Raw genomic sequence first — 20,167 nt, 5'->3', positions numbered from 1 at the left:
GGTTTGGTGTGGGTTGTTTTTTTTTTTCTCTCCCACGGGGGGGGGGGGCGGGGGGGGGGGGGGGCCCGCGCCCCCCCCCCCCGACACATGTGGAACAGATGATGGGCGCATCCGGACCGCGCGGTACATCGAGCACCGAGGGCCTGCACCGAGGCGCCGGATCACCGGATCGCGAGAAACGCGTCAGTGCTCGCGGGGCGCCGGGACCACACGTTCGACATCGGGGTGGACGGTGAGCAGCTGGCGCATGGCCGCCTCCGCGCCCGTGCCGTCGCCCGCGGCGAGGGCGTCGGCGATCCGGCCGTGGTGCGCGACGGCTACCTCGTTCGGGCGGTCGCAGCCCGTGACGGGCCCCCCGGAGACCTGGAGGGCTGCGGAGACGATGCCGGACAGGTGCTCGAGCATGCGGTTGCCCGCCAGCTGGATGAGCAGGGAGTGGAACTCGGCGTCGGCGCGGGAGAACGTGATCGGGTCGCCCTGCCCCAGGGCGTGCCCCATGATCTCGACCATGTCGGTGAGCCGCTGCTGGACGTCCTCACGGCCGTGTCCGGCCGCGAGCCGCGCGGCGAGGGGCTCGATCGTCCAGCGCAGCTCGTTCAGCTCGCGGCGCTGATCGTCGCGCTGCGGGCCGAATGCGCGCCATTCGATGATGTCCGGGTCGAGGAGGTTCCAGTCACTGACGGGGCGGACGCGGGTGCCGACATTGGGGCGGGCGCTGACCAGGCCCTTCGCCTCGAGGACGCGGAGCGACTCGCGGACGACGGTGCGGGACACCTCGAATCGCTGACCGATCTCCTCGGGCACGAGCGGGCGGTCCGCGCCGAGGTCCCCGGAAACGATCATCTGGCCCAGCTGCTGGACGAGCTGGCCGTGCAGGCCGCGTCCGCGGCTGCCGGCGGCGCGCCGCCCCATCCGGCCGAGATCCTGGTCCGCGACATCCCAAACAGGGGCGCCCACACGGTCGGCGCCAGTTGCCTCCCCATAGGGGTAGCGGTCGAGTTCGCCCGGCCCGGCCAGGCCGGAGTCGGCGGAGCGGGCGGCGGTCATCATGGTGTGCGCAAGGGTACTCACGGATCTGTTGTCGGCGCCGCTCCCAAGTCCCTTGAGGTCTTTGGTGAAAAGCACACGAAAGGGTGATCGCTTACCCCGTCGCAATTGACGCCTTATCGGACGGAAATGAGCGCTCGTCGGGGAGTTGTGCGCGAGGCCGGACCAGAAGGCGCCGGACGGTCGTCATCGAGCCCTCGGACGCAGCACCGTGAGCAGATAAGCGCAGAGCAGAGCGGTCAGCGACAACATCAGCGCACCGCCCACCGGTTGGACGATCATCCGCAGTCCCGCGGCCAGAAAGCGCTCCGCCCCGAACGGCCAGTGCACGAGTGCCAGATCACGAAGCCTCGACGGAAGTCCCGCCGCCGTTCGCACGGATGGCCCCTCCAAGGCCTTCTGTACTAGGGGCACGACGAGGATCGGAACGGCGAGTACGGCGGCCAGCCCGGCCGTCGTGGACCGGAAGACACCGGCGGCCAGTACCCCTGCCCAGGCGCAGCCCACGACGAGCGCGAGCCAACTCGCGCTCGTCGAGAGCCAGTCGGCGGGAACCTTGGTGAGCTCTTCTCCGTATACAAGGTGGAGCAGCACCGCGTCGGAGGCGACGACGAGGAAGCCCAGCGAGACGGCGATGGCCGCTGCGACAACGAGTTTCGCGCAAAGCAGCCCCAGGCGACGGGGGACGGTGCCACGGTCGGCGGCTAGCGCGGGGTGACGGAACTCGTCGCCGAACGCGAAGGCTCCGAGCAGTCCCGCACCGAGGGCAGCCGGCGGAAGCGGTAGCTCCTGGGGCCAGGCGGCCAGCAGGTGCGCCTGCGGGGTGTGACCAGTCCGCGCGAGCAGTACGGCGACGATCGCGGAGGCGACGAGGACGGCGGTCGCAGTGAGGTAGCCGGTGGCGATACCGGTCGCCCGGCGGACCTCATAACGCAGCGGACGGAGAGGGCTGGGTGCGGGGTGGATCGTGATGGGGGGCGGGAGGAGGGAGGGGGGCGGGGCGGGGGTTGAGGGAGTTCTCAGCGCCTGGGGGCCCAGTTCGTCGGACGGCGGCGCCGGGGCCGGGGAGGAAGCGCCGCCAAGGTCCGCGTCGACGGAGAGCGGGACGAGGGTGCCCTTGGGGTGCGGGGGTTCCTGAGCGGAAGAAGCGCGTGCCTGCGCCTGCTCCGACGGTGCGGCGGTTTCTTCCGACGGCTCCGCGGCCGGAAGGGACGTGTCCGCTACGGACGACGCATCCGCGACTGTCGTCAGGGGCGCGGTCGGCTCCACCTCCCGGACTTCTTCAGTGCGCGCCCGGGCTGGAACGCTCACCGCAGGCCCCGCATCCCCGACCTCGTCTGCGAGTTGGTGGACCAGGATGCTGTGGCGGAACGCTGTTTCGCCGACGTCCGCGCAGTTACTGCCGTATACGGAGAGTCGGTTGCCGTCCTCGTTCACGACCTCGACGGAACGCTGCGTCGCGCGCGCTTCCTTGGCCAGCAGGACACCGAGCCGGGCCGCATGCGGACTGCGGACGGCGACGCGGGGGCGCAGCCTCGTACGGGAGAAGTCCGCGACGCCCTGGTCCGCGATGACGCGCCCCGCCTCCAGGGTGACGACACGGTCAGCCGTCCGCGCCGCTTCCTTGGCATCGTCGGTGGTGAAGAGCACGGTGCCGCCGAGCGACGCGTGGGCCCGCAGGATGCCGTGCAGCCACTTGCCCTCGCGCGCCGAGAGGCCGTCCGCGGGCCCGTCGAGGACGAGCGTGTGCGGGTCCGCGAGAAGCGCGCAGGCCAGACCGAGGCGCCGGTCCATGCCGCGCGAGAGCGTGCCGAGCCGCTGCTCACGCAGGCTGACGATGCCCACGACTTCGAGGACCTCGTCCGCACGCTGCACCGGCACGCCTGCGGCCGCGCACAACATACGCAGTTGTCCGCGTACGGTGCGGGACGGATGACCCTGGACCTCGCCGAGCAATACGCCCACTTCTCGGGAGGGATGGGGGATGCGGTGCAGGGCGCGGCCTCTGAAATGCGTGATTCCACGGCCTTGTTGGAGTTCGAGCATCAGCCGGACCGCCGTCGTCTTGCCGGACGCGCGGGCGCCGAGCAGCGCCGTGACGCGACCCGTCGGCGCCTCGAAGGACACGTCGTCGACAGCGGGCGGGAGCTCCTGGCGGGGATTGCTGGTCAGTCCGAAGGCCTGGATCATCGCTTCTCTCGCAGGATGTGCGACCGCTCGGCGGCCGGGGCCCGTCCGCCGAGCGGGGACGGACGAACCCCGTGGGTACCACAGCAAGATAACGCGATATTTCCGACTTTTCGGGCAGGGCGGGACCTCGGGTGTCCCCTGCGCGGCGCGGGCGGGCAGAGCTCGGAGGTCAGACCCGGTCAGCTCCGGGTCACACCTCGGGGCGCAGCATCGGCGGGTTGAGCAGCGTCGCGCCCCCCGCCCGGAAGAGCTGGGCCGGCCGGCCGCCCTGGCGGGTGGTGGTCCCGCCGGTGGGTACGAGGAAGCCCGGGGTGCCCGTCACCTTGCGGTGGAAGTTGCGCGGATCGAGCGCGACGGCCCACACCGCCTCGTACACGCGTCGCAGCTCACCAACCGTGAACTCGGGCGGGCAGAAGGCCGTGGCGAGTGACGAGTACTCGATCTTCGAGCGGGCGCGCTCCACGCCGTCCGCGAGGATCTGCGCATGGTCGAAGGCCAGGGGTGCCGCCTGCTCACCCTCGCGCCCGTACCCGCTCTGGTTCAGCAGGTCCTCCACGGGTGCCCAGCGCGCACTGTGCGCGTCGCCACCCGCACGCGGTGCCGGCAGATCCGGCGCCAGGGCCAGATGAGCGACGCTGACCACGCGCATACGAGGGTCACGCTTGGGGTCACCGTAGGTGGCCAGCTGCTCCAGGTGCGCGCCGTTGACCTGGTCCGGGTCCGCGGGATCATGGGCGCAGAGCCCGGTCTCCTCGATCAGTTCGCGCGCCGCGGCCGACGACAGGTCCTCGTCGTCCCGGACGAAGCCGCCGGGGAGTGCCCAACGCCCCTGGAACGGCGGTTCTCCTCGCCGCACCGCGAGCGCACAGAGCGCGTGGCGGCGCACGGTCAGCACCACCAGGTCGACGGTGACTGCGAAGGGCGGGAAGGCCGACGGGTCGTAGGGCGACATGCCGCGATCATAGTCGTCTTCCTGACGATAAACACTCCCTTCGCGATCGTCGATCAAGGCCTTCCTCGAAGTCCCCGAGGGGGGACCCCTCCGATCTTCCGAGCTCACGTCCGCGCCGGTCACACCCCCAACTGCAGCCCGTCGGCCGCCTCCTCGACCATGGCGAGACCGAGCCTGCTGACCCGCACCGAGAACGGGGCGCCCGCGACCCGCAGCCCGGCCAGTCCGATCTCCCCCAGGGGTGCGCTACGCATCGGCCTCAACGTCACCGTTCCGGCAGGAGCGTCCGGCCGGATCCCGACGAGGGCGGTGAGGAGGTGCACCCCTGACGCCGCGGCGGTGGCCGCGGGTCTGCAGGCGGCCGGATGCGGAAGTGGGGCGCCCCCTTCGGAACGCTGCTCCCCCGCGTACATCTCGGGCAGCCGGAACCCGAAGGCCTCGGCCGCAGACAGGACGCCCCGCAGCAGCGAGCTCGACTCCTTCTCGTAGCCCGCAGCGGCCAGGCCGCCCACGGCCAGCGCCGTCTCCTGCACCCGCACGGCTCCGCCACGGTGCCCGAACGGGTTGTACGACGCCTCCCGTACGCCCAGACTGCGCAGACCCCATCCGGAGTCGAACGCCGGACCGCCCAGGAGCCGCGCGAGCTGTTCCGTCTGCACCTTGCCGAGGAGGCCCGGGGCCATCAGACCGCCGCCGAGCAGCCCTGTGTCGAGGAGGTGGGCCGCGGCGCTGCCCAGGTGGGGCAGGAGCCGCCCGTCCCGCGTGCGGGCAGCGGCGGGCCGGCCGCCTCCACGGTCCTCGGCCCAGAAGTCCTCCCTGAACCGCGTCCGCAGCGCTTCAGCCCACTGGCGCAGTTCCACGGCGCCGGGTCGGCCATGGGAGTCGAGGAGATCCGCGCCGAGCAGGGCGGCCCGGTGGGCGTGCGCCTGAGTCTCGCAGCGCAACGATCCTCCGGGGCCGGGGTCCGCCAGGTACGCCCCGTCGCCGACGGCGGTTCGCAGCCACTGCAGGCAGCGCTCCGCCGTGGGCAGCAGCTCTGCGACCTCCTGCTCGGGAAGGCCCCAGCGTCTCGCCTCCGCGAGGAGCGCCGGATACAGGAGCGTCGCTTCGGTTCCGGTGCAGCCGGGCGGCAGATGCGGGCCTGCGTCTCTCAGCGGGCCGGGGATCATCCCCGACTCCCGCCCCATTCCGCGGAGTTGGGTCCGAGCGAGGGCCCTGAGCGTGCCCGCGGCCAACCGCGTCCCCAGAGGGAGCGCCATCCGCGCGGCCGCCAACGCCTCGGCCGGAGCCAGACCGCAGCGCCAGGGCGCGCCGGCGGCGAGGTAGAGGTCTGAGGGGTGCGCCGGGTCGCGCAGCAGCAGCGCGTGCAGATCCTCTGCGCAGGCTCTCAGCAGCGGGCCCACTCGTGCGTCGTCCCCGGCCGATTCCGTCCCGGCGAGCGGGCGTACGGTGCCATGCCCGACCGGCCTGCTCGCCGCCCCGCCGTCGGCCCGTACCCGCAGTTCGACACTCCAGGTGCCGCCCGGAGGCAGATCGAACTCCCAGCGCAGCAGCCCGGCGGAGGCGAGGGCGTCGCGGGGCGGCGGGGCGGCGGTGACGACGGCGTGGCCTGCCGACGACGACCACCGCATGCCGGAGTCGTGGACGGTGGCGGACAGTTCACGCCCCGGCCGTCCGGCCGCCACCGCGCCCAGCTCGGCCAGATCCGTACCGAGGGCGACCTCGACCGGCAGGCGCAGCGGTCGGGTGGCCGAGCTGCGTAGCGTGATCCGCTCCGTGCCGTCGGCATGCCGGATCCGTTCGACCATGATGTCCGGGTCGGGGCCGCCGTCCACGACAGGTCTCAGCGTCGCCACGAATCGGGCCCGGTCGGCGGCGACCATGCGGCCCTGCACCGCGATCGGCTCGCGCCCCGCCACGCGGAGCAGACAGCGCGACAACAACCGGCGCCCCGCGCGGTAGAACCCTTCCAGCCCGTCACCCGTCAACTGCCCTTGCTGCGACGAGATCGCGAGCGAGGGCAGCGCCACGCAGATCAGCGCCGTGTGTGCGGGCGGCAGCTCCGTGGAGCGCCTGGGAGCGTCGGCGTTCGCGCGACCGGGGCGCGCATGTGGCGGCGGAGCGCTGCGGGTAGCGGGTGGAGCCGGATCCTTGCGGCGGACTGGGGAGATCGCTGGGGAGGCCGCCGACGCCGCTGCTTGAGTGGACGGCGCTCCCGCGACGACGGTTGGCAGCCCCGCCATGACGATTGACGGCCCCGCGACGACGGTTGCCGGCCCTGCGGTCTCGGATGGCACGCCCAGACCCAGTGCCGCGGACGCCACTCCAACGGGCGCGGCCGATACCCCAGCCGGTGGAGGAGGCGAGATGCCCACGGCGATTCCACGGGCCTGGCCCGCACCTGCGACGAGGCGGTCGACGAACGAGTCTTCCAAGGGACTCTCGAAGGAGCCCTTGAACGAGTCATCGGGCTCCGGCGCGCGTGCGGCTGAAGGCATCATCGCCGCCTCGCCCCCGGACGACCAGCGGTACCGGTCTCGCGGGACGGGCCGCCGGTATCTGGTGGGGCGTCCTTCTCCAGGGTGAGCACCACGGGTACGGCGCAGGTCAATACGGCAAACACGGTCGACGACGCGGGGGGCGGCATGGGGTGGCTCCTTCCGTGCTGGGCGCGCGCGAGGCGCCGATGGCGCTCCGAAGGGTCGGCGGGGAGACGGCGGCGCGGCCCGGTCAGAGGCTGTGCCACAGAGGTGAACGGGCCTGCCCCACCTCAAGTCACGCCCGCGGCGCTGCAAGCCGAGCAGCCGACGCCCCATGCCCGTCCCCGACTCCCTCGCCCCGATCGGTGCCCGCTCGGCCCCAGAGACGGGCTCACGGGACCTGCGCCACGAGTCGGTACTCATCCGTCCCGCCTCGTCCCCTGCCGACCCACGCGGCGACGCCCCTGCGGTCGCCGCGACGCATGCGCCCCAGCCTGGGCAGGTCCCTTGCCCGCACCCGCACGTCGCGATCCGCGCCGGCGCAGAGCGGCCTCCAGGGCCCGCGTCACCCGATCCTCGGCCGGTTCCCAAGAGTCCTCGGCACTCGGCCGCCCAGGGGATCCTGCACCCTTACGGCCAGCGGCGCCTTCGCCACTGACACCGGCACCGGCACCGGTTCCCGCACCTACCGCTACTCCAGCCCCGGCTCCGTCAAAGGACCTCTCCGAATTCGCCTCGGACGGCGTCACGTTCCGCTCGTCCCGTGTCTTGCGCAGGCTGCGCCGCACCGGCTCCGGATCCAGGTCCCCGCTGCACGCCTCCATGAGGAGCCGGGCGAAGACGTACCGCGGATCTGCGGCCAGAGCCATGTCCAATGCCTCGCCGGCCTCCACGCGGTCGCCCAGAGACCACGCGACCCAGCCGGCGAGCGTCAGCGGCGCCGCAGCGTGCTCGCCGTACGGGCCCACGCAGCGCCGGGCCAGAGCTCGCCAAAGGCGCAGAGCCAGCGGCGCCTCGTCGCCCTCCATCCACTCGGCCGCGTGATCCCGGGTCAGCCGGTCCTGGAGGCCGAGGATCAACCTGGCCGCCTCGTCGTGCGCGAGCTGCTCGTCGTCCCTGAGATCGGTTTCCAGCGTGTCGTCACTGGTCGGCAGGTGCCCGAAACGGCTCCATACCCGCCGTGCGAGATCGAGCGTCTCGTCCGCGACCTCGGCACGCGGGACTCCGGCGAGAATCCTGGGGACGAGAGCCATGGCCGCGGCGTCCAGCGCGTGCTCCTGTTCTGGCACGGCTGCCGTCTGCCATGGCGCGAGCCGGGCCCTCATCTCCCTTAGCGGGCGCCGCACTTGGATGCCCGCATAAGTCATCGCGGCCGCCGTGACGGACGTACCGGACGCGGCCAGCGGTGTGCCGTCGGGCGGGCAGCACTCCTCGACCGGGCAGCTGTACGACCAGAAATGATCGTCGGAGATGCAGAGGGTCTCGACCACGGGCACGTCGAGGCGGCCGCACGCCAAACGCAGCATCTGTGCCAGCGGTTGCAGGCGCTCCATGATCTGCCGCCCGGTCTCGGTGGTCTTCGGATCCCGGCACAGGAACGCGACGATGCCGTCCGGCGTTCCGTCCTTGCGCTCGCATCCGCTGATCAGGCACTTGGCCATCTCATCCGCGACGGATGGCCAGTCGCCGGGTCGCTCGGGGATTCCGAGTCGCACGCGACCGCCGAAGCGTCCGCGGTGCAGGGCGACGAGCACGATGCTGTCCTCGGGCTTGAACCCGAGCAAGTACGGGAGTGCTTCGGCCAGTTCGGATGGGTTGCGCAGGGTGATCTGTTCCGTGCCGGGACCGCCGGCTGCTTCGCTGTGATTCGTCATGTGACGACCATGCCGCGAATCTCAAGATTCCGTTTTGGCCTGTGGATAACCCGGATCAGGGACACGACAGAAGTTGTCCACAGGCCGGAAGGGCCACTCGCGCAATGCCGACCCATCAGGCCATGCTTGTCCCGGGCGAGTTGGCTGTTGTCGGCGGGAGGGGCCGGCGCCCGCCGGTGCGACGGGCGACCGGCAGGCTTCGAGGTCGAATCACCCAACGCCGCTTGCAGCAAGCCGCTGCTGGGCACGGCGCCTCGGTCCAGGGCGCCGAACGCTGACGTCAGGTCAGCGGCAGGGCATAGGGGGAACTTCAGGTGTGATGCACACGCCGAGGTCAGGCGAGGTCCCCCGCTCTCGTGGTCGGGTGAGGCTCAGCCCTGAGTAATCAAATGCCTCAGCCCGCCGCAGCCAGGACCAACGGCAGGACCTGCTCGCTCCCCGCCTTCCGGAGCAGCCGCGCAGCGACCGCGAGGGTCCAGCCGGAGTCCGTGTAGTCGTCCACGAGCAGGACGGGACCGGGAGCGGCGGCCAGGGCGGCGGCCAGGTCCTCAGGAACGGTGAAGGTGCCTGACAGTGCCCTGAGGCGCTGGGCGGAATTGCTGCGGCGAACCGGGTGTACGTCCCCCGGCCCCGTGTACGACAGCGTGCCCAGGAAGGGGAGGCGGCCGATGGTCGCGATTCCCTGGGCGAGCGAACCGACCAATTGCGGCCGGGTCAGGGACGGCACGGCGACGACTCCCACCGGCCGTGCAGAAGCGTCCGGAACAGTCGGCGCCCAGCCCCCGGGCGAGCGCGCCCAATCGGCGATGACTGCCACCGCGGCCTTCAGGACGTCGTCGGGGACGGGCCCATCGGGCGCGTTCTCGGCCAGCAGCGGGCGGAGCCGGTTGCCCCAGCCGATGTCCGAGAGCCTCCCCAGGGCGCGCCCGGTGGAGCACTGTTCCTTGGCCGGGATGCGCCCCTTGAGGTCGATGCCCAGCGCGGGCATCCCCGTCGGCCACATGCGACGCGGCTCGACCTCGACCCCCGGGCGGTCCAGCTCCCTGGCCGCCCCCGTCAGCACCTCTGCCGAGACCGAGGAATCGGCCCAGGCCCCCGCACAGTTGTCGCAACGGCCACACGAAACCGCACCCTCGTCGTCCAACTGCTCACGCAGGAACTCCATCCGGCACTGGGACGTACTCGCGTAGTCGCGCATGGCCTGCTGCTCGGTCGACCGCTGTTTGGCCACCCACGCGTAGCGCTCGGAGTCGTACACCCAGTCGGCTCCCGTGGCCGTCCAGCCGCCCTTGACGCGCTTGACCGCGCCGTCCACGTCCAGCACCTTCAACATCGACTCCAGGCGGCTGCGCCGAAGATCGACTGCCGCCTCCAGGGCGGGCACGGACAGTGGACGTCCCGCGCCCTCGAGAGCCGAGAGGGTCTGCCGTACCTGCGTCTCGGGCGGGAAGGCCGTATCGGCGAAGTAGCGCCAGATGGCCTCATCCTCCTTGCCCGGCAGCAGCAGCACATCCGCATGGGCCACACCACGGCCCGCACGCCCCACCTGCTGGTAGTAGGCGATCGGCGAGGACGGCGAGCCGAGGTGGATCACGAATCCCAGGTCCGGCTTGTCAAAGCCCATCCCCAGCGCGGAGGTCGCGACCAGCGCCTTCACCCGGTTCTCCTGAAGGTCGATCTCGGCCTGGAGCCGGTCGGCGTTCTCCGTCTTGCCCGTGTACGACGCCACGTTGAAGCCGCGCTGGCGCAGGAAGGCCGTGGCCTCCTCGGCCGCGGCCACCGTCAGCGTGTAGATGATGCCGGAGCCCTGAAGCTCGTCCAGGTGCTCGGCGAGCCAGCCCAGACGGTGCGCAGCGTCCGGCAACCGGACGACGCCCAGGCGCAGGCTTTCCCGATCCAGGGGGCCGCGGAGCACCAGCGCTTCGCCGGCTCCCGTACCCAGCTGATCTGCGACGTCCGCCGTGACCCGCGCGTTCGCCGTCGCGGTGGTGGCCAGTACCGGCACACCGGCGGGAAGCTCGGCCAGCATCGCCCGCAGCCGACGGTAGTCCGGCCGGAAATCATGGCCCCAGTCGGAGATGCAGTGCGCCTCGTCGACGACGAGCAGTCCCGTCGTGGCCGCGAGCTTGGGCAGGACCTGATCACGGAAATCCACGGAATTGAGGCGTTCCGGACTCACGAGAAGGACGTCGGTCTCGCCGCGCTCGACCTCCTCGTAGATCGTGTCCCATTCCTCGGGGTTGGCCGAGTTGATGGTGCGCGCCTGGATGCCGGCCCGCGCCGCCGACTCGACCTGGTTACGCATGAGCGCGAGCAGCGGCGAGATGATCACCGTGGGACCGGAGCCACGCCGCCGCAGCAAGGCCGTGGCCACGAAGTACACCGCCGACTTGCCCCAGCCGGTGCGCTGCACGACAAGAGCACGGCGACGCTCCTCGACCAGAGCCGCCACCGCCTGCCACTGATCCTCCCGAAGGCGCGCCGAACCACCTGGATCGCCGACCAGCTCAGCGAGGATGGCGTCGGCTTCGGCACGCAGCTCCTGGTTACTCATGCCCCCATGCAACCCCACACCACTGACAACGGCCCAATCCCCCGCCGTGATGATCACTGCCGTCCCCGTCAACCCGGCCGCCCGGAGGGTGTCCCACCAGGCGCCGAGCCCTTCTTGATGCCATTCCCGGGGCGCCCGGATCATCGACGTCAGGCGGCGTTACCGCTGGTCCTGGCCGTAAAGGCGTGACCCTGGCGTCGCAGGCGGCGGCATTGGGCAGGGATATAGCCGACGCTTCCCCAGATACCGGCCCCCGGCCCCAATTGCTCGTTGCCGCAAGCCAGTGCGAAGGGAAGAATTGGAATCGCTCCCGCGCGGCTCGATCGTGGTCCGGTAGGGCTGTGCCGCGGTGCGCTCCCGCAGTCCGACCCCGCCCGCAGTGTGGGCGCGTAGCCGAAGGGAGGACCGTGACCTTCGGATTCGCTCCGTCCTCGGCGGCATCATTGTCGACGTCATCGACGCGTGCCGACATGTCCGCCGACTCCGCCAACCAACTCGCCAGGATGCTCGAACCCGCGGAATGGGCCGCGGCGGGGATCCCGCTGCTGCGCAATCCGCGCGAGGTCGTCAGCGGCCTGCACGCCCGGCACCGCCCCAAGCCCCAGACGGCCGTCGTGGCCGTTCTCGATACAGAGGAGCGGCTCAGGGCCAGCGCGTCGTTCACCCGGCGCGCGAGCGCGGCGGACGGCTGGGTGTTCCGCAACGCGCTGCTCACGCACCTGCGCAGGGTCATCCCGCACGACCTCCGACGCCGCACACCGGTACGAACGGCCGTGCTGCTCTACTGCCGTGAGGGCGACGCGCGTTGGACGGAGGAGGACGGTGCGTGGATGTGGGGGCTGCGGGATGCGTGCACACTTCATGGGATGCGCTGCGGGGCGTACATCACCATGACGCGGGACGGCTGGCAGGTACTCGGCGAAGGGCGCGGTGGCAGGCGGCCGAGCCTTGGATCGACGCCCGAAGCGTACGAGGGCGGCAGCGAGCCGCCACTGCCGCGCGCAGGAGGAGCCGCGTCGGAGGTACTGCGCCGCGCGGCCGCCCGCTGAGAGCTGCCGCGGAAACGAGCCCCGCCGACACGAGCCCCTGCCGACACGGGTCGCAGACACACGGCGCCGCCGGCCGCCCGCGGAACCGTCGAGCGGTCCGGGCAGCCGGCGCGCGGCGTGTCAGACTCCGGCGCCCAGCAGGGAGTTGATCCGCTGCGGGTTGCCGCACACGATCAGCAGGGCGCCCGCCCGGCCGAGGGCGAGAGGCAGAGCGGTGGCGGCCGTCTCGTCGGCACCGCCGTTCAGCGCGACGACGACCACAGGCCGCTTCGAAGCGCGCTCGGCGGCCCCGGCGTCGGCGTAGAAGACGTCGTCACCCGCGTCGTGCTGCGCCCAGTAGGCGGTGTCGCCGAAGGACAGCTCGTGCGTGGCCCACGGGTGCGGGTCACCGGTGGTGATCACCAGCACCTCGCCGGGCGAGCGGCCCGAGTCGAGGAGCAGGTCGACGGCTTCCTCCGCGGCGTCCAGGGCGCCCTCGACCGAAGCCGGGATCAGCTGGATCTGCGGCTGCTCGGTCGCGTCCGCCGAGGCGGGAGCGGTCGGCACAGCGGCGGGGGCGGCCGGAGCCGAAGGCCCCGGCTTGGCGGCGGACACCGACTCGCGCGACGTGCGCTGCGCGGGCGGCATCGGCCGTGCGGGACCCGGGCGTCCGGGTCGCGGCGGCGCCGCGGGACGCGGGCCGGGTACGGGGCGGGGGGTCGGCGCGTTGCGGCCGCTGGGGACCGAAGTGGCGCAGGGACCCTGGGCACTCTCGTGAATCTGAGACTCCTCGGGAAGGAGAGGCATGAGCTGATGTCTATCAAACGCCGGTGCGAGTGGCCCCGGCGGGTGGCACATGAGTGCGAACGGAAGATCAGAAGTCGAAGCCGAGCTGGCCTTCGATCTCCGGAACGTTTCCGTCCGCCCAGCTGCGGGCCTTCTTGAGATGCCGCCACTGGGGCAGCGCATCAAGATACGCCCACGTGAGCCGGTGGTACGGGGTGGGCCCCCGTTCCTCCAGCGCGGCTTTGTGGACCGGCGACGGATAACCGGCGTTGGCCGCAAACCCGAATTCTGCATGTTCGATGCCCAGTTCGGCCATCATTTTGTCGCGCCGAACCTTGGCGATCACCGATGCCGCGGCGACGGCCACACAGGACCGGTCACCCTTGATCACCGTACGGACATGCCAGGGAGGGCCGAGGTAATTGTGCTTGCCGTCGAGGATGACCGCGTCCGGACGGACCGGAAGGGCCTCGAGGGCGCGCACCGCGGCGAGCCGCAGAGCGGCCGTCATCCCCAGCTCGTCGATCTCCTCGTGGGAGGCGTGCCCGAGAGCATGTGCCGTCACCCAGCTCTCCAGCGTCTCGGCGAGCGCCTCGCGCCGCTTCGGACTGATCAGCTTGGAGTCGGTGAGACCTTCGGGCGGTCGGCGCAGCCCGGTGACGGCTGCGCACACAGTGACCGGTCCCGCCCACGCACCGCGACCGACCTCGTCCACACCGGCGACGATCTTGGCTCCGGTGGTGGCGCGCAGTGAGCGCTCGACGCTGTGAGTGGGTGGTTCGTACGGCATGGCGCCAGATAGCGTACGCCGCCTCGACCCCTCAGCGACACCCGGTACGACCAGCCCGGTCTCCATAGGTGAGACCGGCGGGGCAGGAACCTGCGGTTCACGGCCGACCGGACGGAGGCGCGACCCCCGACTCCGGGCCCGAATCCACACGCCGCAAACCATCGGCGCCGCCCCGCTTCACGCCCCCAGCGGCCGCAGCAGCGGAACCATCACCTGATCGATCATCTCCGTGAGATCACGCTCACTCCATTCGCTCGCGCACACCTTCGACCGGTACATCATCATCGCCGGGATGACATCGCAGACGTATGCGTCCGTGGCGCCGGGGCGCACCTCCCCCCGCTCGATCCCACGGCGTACGACCTCCTTGATCAGCTCGACGCTCGGCTGGACGACACCCTCGAAGATCACTTCATGGAAGCGCTGGGCCGTCGCCGAGTCGCATTCGTGAAGCACCGACCGCAGAGCGAAGCCGGGGCGCGAGTACATCGCCTCACGCATCAGCCGGCACAGCTCGATCAGGTCCTCCCGAACGCTGCCGCAGTCCGGCGCCCCGTCGAGACTGGGCAGCGCCGCCTGGAGGGCGTCCGCGACGAGCTCCTCCTTGGAGGGCCAGCGGCGGTAGACGGCGGCCTTGCCCGTCTGCGCCCCGGCGGCGACGCCTTCCATCGTGAGGGCGTTCCAGCCGACCGTACTGAGCTGCTCCAGCGCGGCTTCCAGGATGGCCCGCTCCAGGACAGGGCCACGCCGGCGCAGGGTGGCCGTCCGAGCGGGGGCGGCCGTCCAGCGCGAAGTATCCATCGTCTTCTCTCCGTTGAGGATCCGGGTGTTCAAGGCAGCTTCTTCAGTGAACGGTTGCGTTCACTGATGGGGAGTCACTACCGTTCAGCTCGACAGTGAACGGTTGCGTTCACTAACGCACTTGTGGGGGATCCATAGTGTCAACCTCTCAGTTAACTCAAGATCAGAAGCCGGACAAGGCAGGGAAGCCGGGAACAGCGCGGCGGGCGGGGCACCCCGGCATAGCCCTGGCGGTCATCGCGGCCTGCCAACTCATGGTGGTACTGGACGCGACGATTGTGAACATCGCGCTCCCGCACATTCAGGACGCGCTCAAGTTCTCCACGACAGACCTCACTTGGGTCGTCAGCGCGTACACGCTCACCTTCGGCGGCCTGCTGCTTCTCGGTGGCCGCGCGGGAGACATCCTCGGTCGCCGCCGGGTCTTCATGTCCGGCATCCTGCTCTTCACGCTGGCCTCCCTGCTCGGCGGACTCGCCCAGGAACCCTGGCAGTTGCTGGCGGCCCGGGCCCTGCAGGGCGTCGGTGGCGCGATCGCGTCGCCCACCTCGCTTGCCCTCATCACCACGACGTTCCCCGAAGGCCCTGAGCGGAACCGCGCGTTCGGCGTGTTCGCGGCCGTCTCCGCGGGCGGCGGCGCCGTCGGCCTCCTCGCCGGCGGCATGCTCACCGAATGGCTCGACTGGCGCTGGGTGCTGTTCGTGAACGTACCCATCGGCATCCTCATCGCGGTACTCACGCCGATGTACATCAACGAGTCCGAACGGCACCCGGGACGCTTCGACATCGCGGGCGCGCTCACCTCCACGGCGGGCATGGCCTCGCTCGTGTACGGCTTCATCCGCGCGTCGGAGGAGGGCTGGCGGGACAGCGTCAGCGTGGGCTCGTTCGTCGCCGCGGTGGTGCTTCTGCTCGCCTTCGCGTTCATCGAGAGCCGGGCGAAGGAACCCATCACTCCGCTCAGGATGTTCGCCGACCGCAACCGCTCGGGCACGTACGTGATCATGCTGAGCCTGGCTGCGGCGATGTTCGGCATGTTCTTCTTCATCGTCCTGTTCGCACAGAACGTACTCGGCTACACGCCGATCGAGGCGGGCCTCGCCTTCCTCCCCGTGACGGTCGCGATCATCGTCGGCGCCGGCCTGTCCCAGCGACTGCTTCCGGTACTCGGCCCCAAGCCGTTCATGATGACCGGCGCGACACTCGTCCTGCTCGGCCTCGGCTGGCAGACATTCATCTCCCCCGACAGCTCGTACGTGGGTGGGGTGCTCGGCCCGATGCTGCTGTTCGGCGTCGGCATGGGGCTCAACTTCGTGACGCTCACCCTGACCGCCGTCTCCGGAGTCGCCCAGCACGAGGCCGGCGCGGCATCCGGGCTGCTCAACGCGACCCAGCAGGTGGGAGGTTCACTCGGCCTCTCCATCCTGACCACGGTCTTCGGCACAGCCAGCCGGAACGAGGCCAAGGACCAGATCCCGTCCTTCATGGCGCAGGCCACGCCCGAGCAGAAGGCGGAGTTCGCCAGGACCCATCAGCTCCCGGCTCCCTGGGGTCACCAGGTCCTGGCTGAGGGCATCTCGACCGCATTCATTCCGGCCGCGGCGATGGCACTGCTCGCCCTCGTCGTCGCCACTGTGGTCATCCGGGTGCGCAAGAGCGACCTGGAAGCACTCGCGGGTACCGCGGGTGCGGCCGGGCCGGCGGGCGGCTGACGGGGGAGCCGCCCACGACGTGAAGTGGATGCCGGGCCGTCCCCAGGTACTGAAGGCGGCCCGGCATTCACCACGCCAAGTGACGCAGTGAGCGAGCCGCAGGTCAGACCGGCAGGCCCGGCGCCCATTCCGGCAGCGGCTCGGTCCGCTGCAACCACTGGTCCGCCGGAGCGCCACCCGGGCCGGAAGCGACCACTCCGCCCACGATCGCGCACGTCGTGTCCATGTCGCCGCCGACCTGCGCCGTGTCCCAGAACGCGCGCTCGAAGTCGCCGAGCCCGCGCGCCGCCGACCACAGGGCGAACGGCACGGTGTCGTGCGCCGTGGTGCGCCGGCCGCAGCCGAGGACCGCGGCCACCGTCCCCGCGTCGCCGTAGTCGAGCATGTCCCTGGCCCGCCTGAGCCCCGCGCCCACCGCACTGCGCGGCACGAGCGCGATCACGCCGTCGAGGAGCGCCTGCGGCGTCGGTGGTCCTGCCGGATCGGCCACGATCGCGGCGGCTGCGGCCACGGCCATGGCCCCGACCACGGCCTCCCGGTGCTGATGCGTCGGGTAGGCGGAGATCTCGGCCTGATGCGTGGCCTGCTCGGGATCGTCCGCGTACCAGGCGCCGAGCGGGGCGATCCGCATCGCCGCGCCGTTGCCCCAGGAGCCCTGGCCGTTGAAGAGCGCGGAGGACAGGGCGCGCCAGTCGCCGCCCTCGCGGATCTGCCGGAGCAGCCGGTTCACCGCGGGGCCGTAGCCCCGGTCGAAGTCGTGGTGCTCCGCGAAGGACCGGGCGAGAACGTCCTGCTCGATCCGGTTCTCGGCGGCCAAAACAGCCACCACGGAGCACGCCATTTCGGTGTCGTCGGTCCACTGCCAGATGCCGTCGGGCAGCTCGCGGCTCTTGAGCAGGGGATAGTTGGCGGGCACGAAGAACTGGGAGCCCAGCGCATCCCCCACCGCCAGGCCGCGCAGGCTGGACAGGGCGCGGTCAAGCCGCACATGAGGAGAGGAGTCAGCGGTCATCGCCCTGCCACTCTAACCGGTGACTCCGTACGGCTCGGGATCACGCCATCGTTCGAACGGCCGGTCCAAGGTGTATTTGCCGTTCTCCCCGAGAACGAGTGCGCGCGTCTCACCGTTCCCCGGATTCGACAGACATTCGAAGTCGGCGACGGTCCAGTGGAACCAGCGCATGCAGAACAGCCGCATGGTGAGCCCATGGGTGACGAGGAGGACGTTCGACGGGTGGTCGTGCGCCTCGAAGCTCCGGTACAGGCTCTCCAGAAAAGCACCCACACGGTCGTACACGTCGGCCCCGGATTCGCCTTGGGCGAAGCGGTAGAAGAAGTGGCCATAGGCGTCGCGGTACGCCTTTTGAAGACGCACGTCGTCCCGGTCCTGCCAGTTTCCCCAGTCCTGCTCCCGCAGCCGAGGCTCCTCGCGCACCCGTACGAGTTCGGGGTCGAGCCTGAAGGCGCGGAACGTCTGGTGCGTGCGGCGGTAGGGCGACACGTACACGCTCACCCGCTCACGGCCGAAGAGCTCGCGCAGGTACTTCCCTGTCTCGTCCGCCTGCCGGTGCCCCGTCTCCGTGAGGGCCAGGGCGTGGTCGGGCTCGCGTTCGTAGACGGTGTCGTCGGCGTTGCCCTCCGACTCGCCGTGCCTGACAAGGACAATGCGCCGCGGTCGTGCCATGCGGAAACCCTAGATCGGAAAGGCCCGGTTCGAGCACCCGTACGGGCTCCATCCGGCGTATGTCACATCGCGCGGCCCACCGCGTGGGCGATCCGGCTCACACCGTCCAGGAAGGTTCCAGCTGAACGATGTCTCCCGTGATCCCGGCGATGTCGATCTCCGTCTGGGCGCGGGTCGAGAGCCGCTCCACGCGTTCGGCCTGGTACTTGCCGTGCTCTGCCACGGAGTGCCACATCGACAGGATCAGGAACTCGTTGCCCGGCGCCTCACCGAACAGTCCGCGCACCATCCCCGGAGAGCCGGCCATCGCGGGGTTCCAGACCTTCTCCTGCATGAGCGCGAAGTGCTCCTCGCGGTCCGCGTGCACCCGGCAGTGCGCGAGGCGCACCGTGTCCGCGTCCGTGAAACGCGGCTCGAAGCCCGTCTTCACGTCGAAGCGGTGGTCGAAGAGCTTCACCTGGATGTCTTTGTACGTGCCCGACTGGGCGGCGGCGAGCCGGTCGTGCGAGCGCGCCATGAAGGAGTCGTAGAAGGCGCGGCTCTCCCAGAAACCGAGGACATGGGCCACCCCCGGCCGATTTCTGCTCCAGCCCCCGCCCTGTCCCCGGAACCCCGGCTCCCCCAGAAGCCCCGCCCACTTTCGCTGCCCCCGCTCGAACCCGCGTCGGTCGGTCACGGTGCAGCGAATCCACTTGACCAGCACCGCGCCATCGTACGGCCCACGACGTGGGTTCGGTCACGCTCCGGCGCCGTGCATCCAGATCAGTCGTGCCGCGTCCTCGTCACTCAGTTCGATCCCGAACTCATGGGCGAGCAGGTCGATCAACTCGCCTTCCCTTACGTCCCGTTCGTCCCGAGTGCCGTCAGGGAACTCGACCGACATCCACCTGTCGATAAGTGAGCGCTGGGTGTCGACGGCAGCACGCTGGACGACGGGACGGTGGATGAAGGCGGACCGCGGATGCGTCGACGTGTAGTGGTTCATCACCACGTAGTCGACGGGATGGCGCTCTTCCAGGGTGAAGGAGTAGATCTCCTCCCAGCCGCCGGGGCGCAGGCTCCGCAGGACCAGAACGCCGCTGTCCTCCGGCACGAGGCCGAAGGTCCACGGCCCCTGCCGTACCTCGATCCCGTCCCTCAGAGGGATCGGTTCGCGCAGCCCCTGGGCGCCGAAGCCCACGTCGCACAGCCACTCCTGGCCGTCCTCCACGGTGACGCGGGTCAGCATGTGGGTGACGGCGCGAATCGCCGTGGCGCCCACCCTGACTCGTGCCCCAAGTCCCTTCACGGAGTAGCCGATTCGCTCCAGGGCCGCCGCGAAGAGCAGGTTCTGCTCGTAGCAGTAGCCACCGCGGCGCTGCCGCACGAGCTTCGCCTGGAGGGCGGCGAGATCCAGGTCCACCGGCCGCCCGAGCATGATCTCCAGGTTCTCGAACGGGATCGACGCGATATGCGCCCGGTGCAGCGCGCGCAGCATCTCCAGGTCCGGTTTCACATCCCCCGTGAAGCCTATTCGCGCCAAGTAGGCGTCGAGATCCAGCTCTTCCCCGTTCCAGCTCATGGCCACAATCGTAGGACGTAGCGTGTCCGTAGCAGTCATGAACAGTCAGTCATGGACAGCCGTAACCAGCAGCCGAGGAGGGGGAGTTCGGTGAGCAGCTTCAAGAAAGGGCTCAAGAAGGTCGAGGTCGCGCTGAAGTGGGACCCGAGCCCGATCGGCGCGCCGCCCCATGATCTCGACATCATCGCGGCGACCTACACGTCCGACGATCCGGGCGGGGCACCGGCCTACGTCGTGCACTTCGACAGCCGGTCCCCCGACGGGACCATCACCCTCAACCGCGACAGCACGACCGGCCAGGGCTTCGGGTTCGACGAAGTCATGACACTGGAGCTGGAGCGCCTGTCGCCCTCCTACGCGCGCGTGGTCGTCGGTATCGCCATACAACAGGGGGAGCGGGCGACGGTGTTCGGAGCGGTGGCGAACACTGCGGTGCGGATCCGCGAGGGATACACCGATCTCGCACAGAACGACTTCTCCGAAGTTGCCGATTCCACCGCGGCCGTGATCGCCGAGTTCGCGAGGGACGACTCCGGAGAGTGGGCCTTCCGCGGGATCCTCCAGGGCTTCGACAGCGACCCGACTTCGTTCGCCGCCGCGATGGGCCGCGCGCACTGAGCGCCCCGGGAACGCGGAACGGGTGAGGGGCGGGGGGGGGGGTTGGCCCGCGCCCCCCCCCACCAAACGCAAGCAGGGGAGGAGGAAAAC

At 70.6% G+C, this 20,167-nt stretch carries 16 protein-coding genes; 3 read left to right on the top strand and 13 right to left on the bottom strand.

The window, feature by feature from the left end:
• Nucleotides 1–183: 183 nt before the first annotated feature.
• From ACWFR4_RS25285 to ACWFR4_RS25260, 6 genes are all read right to left on the bottom strand, one after another.
• Nucleotides 184–1,071 (bottom strand): FadR/GntR family transcriptional regulator, encoded by an 888-nt coding sequence (locus ACWFR4_RS25285; protein WP_453654657.1) that lies wholly within the window; start codon nucleotides 1,069–1,071, stop codon nucleotides 184–186.
• A gap of 162 nt (nucleotides 1,072–1,233) precedes the next feature.
• Nucleotides 1,234–3,237, bottom strand: a complete 2,004-nt coding sequence (locus tag ACWFR4_RS25280; protein WP_453654655.1) for an ABC transporter ATP-binding protein — start codon at nucleotides 3,235–3,237, stop codon at nucleotides 1,234–1,236.
• Nucleotides 3,238–3,427: 190 nt separating this feature from the next.
• Nucleotides 3,428–4,189 carry an NUDIX hydrolase gene (locus ACWFR4_RS25275; RefSeq protein WP_116508987.1) on the bottom strand — a complete coding sequence of 254 codons (762 nt, stop codon included), beginning with the start codon at nucleotides 4,187–4,189 and terminating at the stop codon, nucleotides 3,428–3,430.
• A gap of 119 nt (nucleotides 4,190–4,308) precedes the next feature.
• Nucleotides 4,309–6,219: a glycogen debranching N-terminal domain-containing protein gene (locus ACWFR4_RS25270; RefSeq protein WP_453465178.1), complete on the bottom strand. Its 1,911-nt coding sequence runs from the start codon at nucleotides 6,217–6,219 to the stop codon at nucleotides 4,309–4,311.
• A gap of 869 nt (nucleotides 6,220–7,088) precedes the next feature.
• Nucleotides 7,089–8,543 carry a DUF4192 domain-containing protein gene (locus ACWFR4_RS25265; protein WP_453654653.1) on the bottom strand — a complete coding sequence of 485 codons (1,455 nt, stop codon included), beginning with the start codon at nucleotides 8,541–8,543 and terminating at the stop codon, nucleotides 7,089–7,091.
• A gap of 394 nt (nucleotides 8,544–8,937) precedes the next feature.
• Entirely contained in the window at nucleotides 8,938–11,097 is a 2,160-nt protein-coding gene (locus ACWFR4_RS25260; protein ID WP_453465184.1) for a RecQ family ATP-dependent DNA helicase, read from the bottom strand.
• A 407-nt stretch (nucleotides 11,098–11,504) separates the two neighbouring features.
• On the opposite strand from ACWFR4_RS25260, the gene ACWFR4_RS25255 reads away from it, so the two are divergent.
• Complete coding sequence (locus ACWFR4_RS25255) at nucleotides 11,505–12,146, top strand: hypothetical protein (RefSeq protein ID WP_453465187.1); 642 nt, start codon at nucleotides 11,505–11,507, stop codon at nucleotides 12,144–12,146.
• Between the two features lie 120 nt (nucleotides 12,147–12,266).
• Here ACWFR4_RS25255 and ACWFR4_RS25250 read toward each other — a convergent pair whose 3' ends face one another.
• From ACWFR4_RS25250 to ACWFR4_RS25240, 3 genes are all read right to left on the bottom strand, one after another.
• On the bottom strand, nucleotides 12,267–12,932 hold the full coding sequence (locus ACWFR4_RS25250; protein ID WP_453465190.1) for a hypothetical protein: 666 nt from the start codon (nucleotides 12,930–12,932) through the stop codon (nucleotides 12,267–12,269).
• Between the two features lie 67 nt (nucleotides 12,933–12,999).
• Nucleotides 13,000–13,701, bottom strand: coding sequence for a ribonuclease HII (locus ACWFR4_RS25245; protein WP_453465193.1), 702 nt, complete (start codon nucleotides 13,699–13,701; stop codon nucleotides 13,000–13,002).
• Between the two features lie 177 nt (nucleotides 13,702–13,878).
• A complete protein-coding gene (locus ACWFR4_RS25240; RefSeq protein WP_453465208.1) occupies nucleotides 13,879–14,502 on the bottom strand; it encodes a TetR/AcrR family transcriptional regulator in 624 nt (207 codons plus the stop codon).
• A gap of 137 nt (nucleotides 14,503–14,639) precedes the next feature.
• Between ACWFR4_RS25240 and ACWFR4_RS25235 the strand changes: the two genes are divergently transcribed.
• Nucleotides 14,640–16,214 carry an MFS transporter gene (locus ACWFR4_RS25235; RefSeq protein ID WP_453654651.1) on the top strand — a complete coding sequence of 525 codons (1,575 nt, stop codon included), beginning with the start codon at nucleotides 14,640–14,642 and terminating at the stop codon, nucleotides 16,212–16,214.
• Between the two features lie 103 nt (nucleotides 16,215–16,317).
• Here ACWFR4_RS25235 and ACWFR4_RS25230 read toward each other — a convergent pair whose 3' ends face one another.
• The 4 genes from ACWFR4_RS25230 to ACWFR4_RS25215 form a co-directional block, all read right to left on the bottom strand.
• The gene (locus ACWFR4_RS25230) at nucleotides 16,318–17,226 is read right to left on the bottom strand and encodes an ADP-ribosylglycohydrolase family protein (RefSeq protein WP_453654649.1); all 909 of its coding nucleotides are present in this window, start codon (nucleotides 17,224–17,226) and stop codon (nucleotides 16,318–16,320) included.
• Between the two features lie 12 nt (nucleotides 17,227–17,238).
• Complete coding sequence (locus ACWFR4_RS25225) at nucleotides 17,239–17,898, bottom strand: histidine phosphatase family protein (RefSeq protein WP_453465201.1); 660 nt, start codon at nucleotides 17,896–17,898, stop codon at nucleotides 17,239–17,241.
• A gap of 97 nt (nucleotides 17,899–17,995) precedes the next feature.
• Nucleotides 17,996–18,601 carry a YdbC family protein gene (locus ACWFR4_RS25220; RefSeq protein WP_453654647.1) on the bottom strand — a complete coding sequence of 202 codons (606 nt, stop codon included), beginning with the start codon at nucleotides 18,599–18,601 and terminating at the stop codon, nucleotides 17,996–17,998.
• A gap of 33 nt (nucleotides 18,602–18,634) precedes the next feature.
• Nucleotides 18,635–19,459, bottom strand: coding sequence for an arylamine N-acetyltransferase family protein (locus tag ACWFR4_RS25215; RefSeq protein ID WP_453465204.1), 825 nt, complete (start codon nucleotides 19,457–19,459; stop codon nucleotides 18,635–18,637).
• Nucleotides 19,460–19,549: 90 nt separating this feature from the next.
• Between ACWFR4_RS25215 and ACWFR4_RS25210 the strand changes: the two genes are divergently transcribed.
• A complete protein-coding gene (locus tag ACWFR4_RS25210; RefSeq protein WP_453465206.1) occupies nucleotides 19,550–20,077 on the top strand; it encodes a TerD family protein in 528 nt (175 codons plus the stop codon).
• Nucleotides 20,078–20,167 lie beyond the last annotated feature (90 nt).

The sequence above is a fragment of the Streptomyces sp. NPDC055140 genome, assembly GCF_053607285.1.
Note: the sequence above shows the minus strand (reverse complement) of the source record. Positions and strands in the feature narration are given on the sequence as shown.

Coding starts and splice junctions, on each gene's coding strand:
- ACWFR4_RS25280 (WP_453654655.1), bottom strand. CDS start 3,237: ATGATCCAGGCCTTCGGACTGACCAGCAATCCCCGCCAGGAGCTCCCG.
- ACWFR4_RS25275 (WP_116508987.1), bottom strand. CDS start 4,189: ATGTCGCCCTACGACCCGTCGGCCTTCCCGCCCTTCGCAGTCACCGTC.
- ACWFR4_RS25265 (WP_453654653.1), bottom strand. CDS start 8,543: ATGACGAATCACAGCGAAGCAGCCGGCGGTCCCGGCACGGAACAGATC.
- ACWFR4_RS25260 (WP_453465184.1), bottom strand. CDS start 11,097: ATGAGTAACCAGGAGCTGCGTGCCGAAGCCGACGCCATCCTCGCTGAG.
- ACWFR4_RS25250 (WP_453465190.1), bottom strand. CDS start 12,932: ATGCCTCTCCTTCCCGAGGAGTCTCAGATTCACGAGAGTGCCCAGGGT.
- ACWFR4_RS25245 (WP_453465193.1), bottom strand. CDS start 13,701: ATGCCGTACGAACCACCCACTCACAGCGTCGAGCGCTCACTGCGCGCC.
- ACWFR4_RS25240 (WP_453465208.1), bottom strand. CDS start 14,502: ATGGATACTTCGCGCTGGACGGCCGCCCCCGCTCGGACGGCCACCCTG.
- ACWFR4_RS25230 (WP_453654649.1), bottom strand. CDS start 17,226: ATGACCGCTGACTCCTCTCCTCATGTGCGGCTTGACCGCGCCCTGTCC.
- ACWFR4_RS25225 (WP_453465201.1), bottom strand. CDS start 17,898: ATGGCACGACCGCGGCGCATTGTCCTTGTCAGGCACGGCGAGTCGGAG.
- ACWFR4_RS25215 (WP_453465204.1), bottom strand. CDS start 19,459: ATGAGCTGGAACGGGGAAGAGCTGGATCTCGACGCCTACTTGGCGCGA.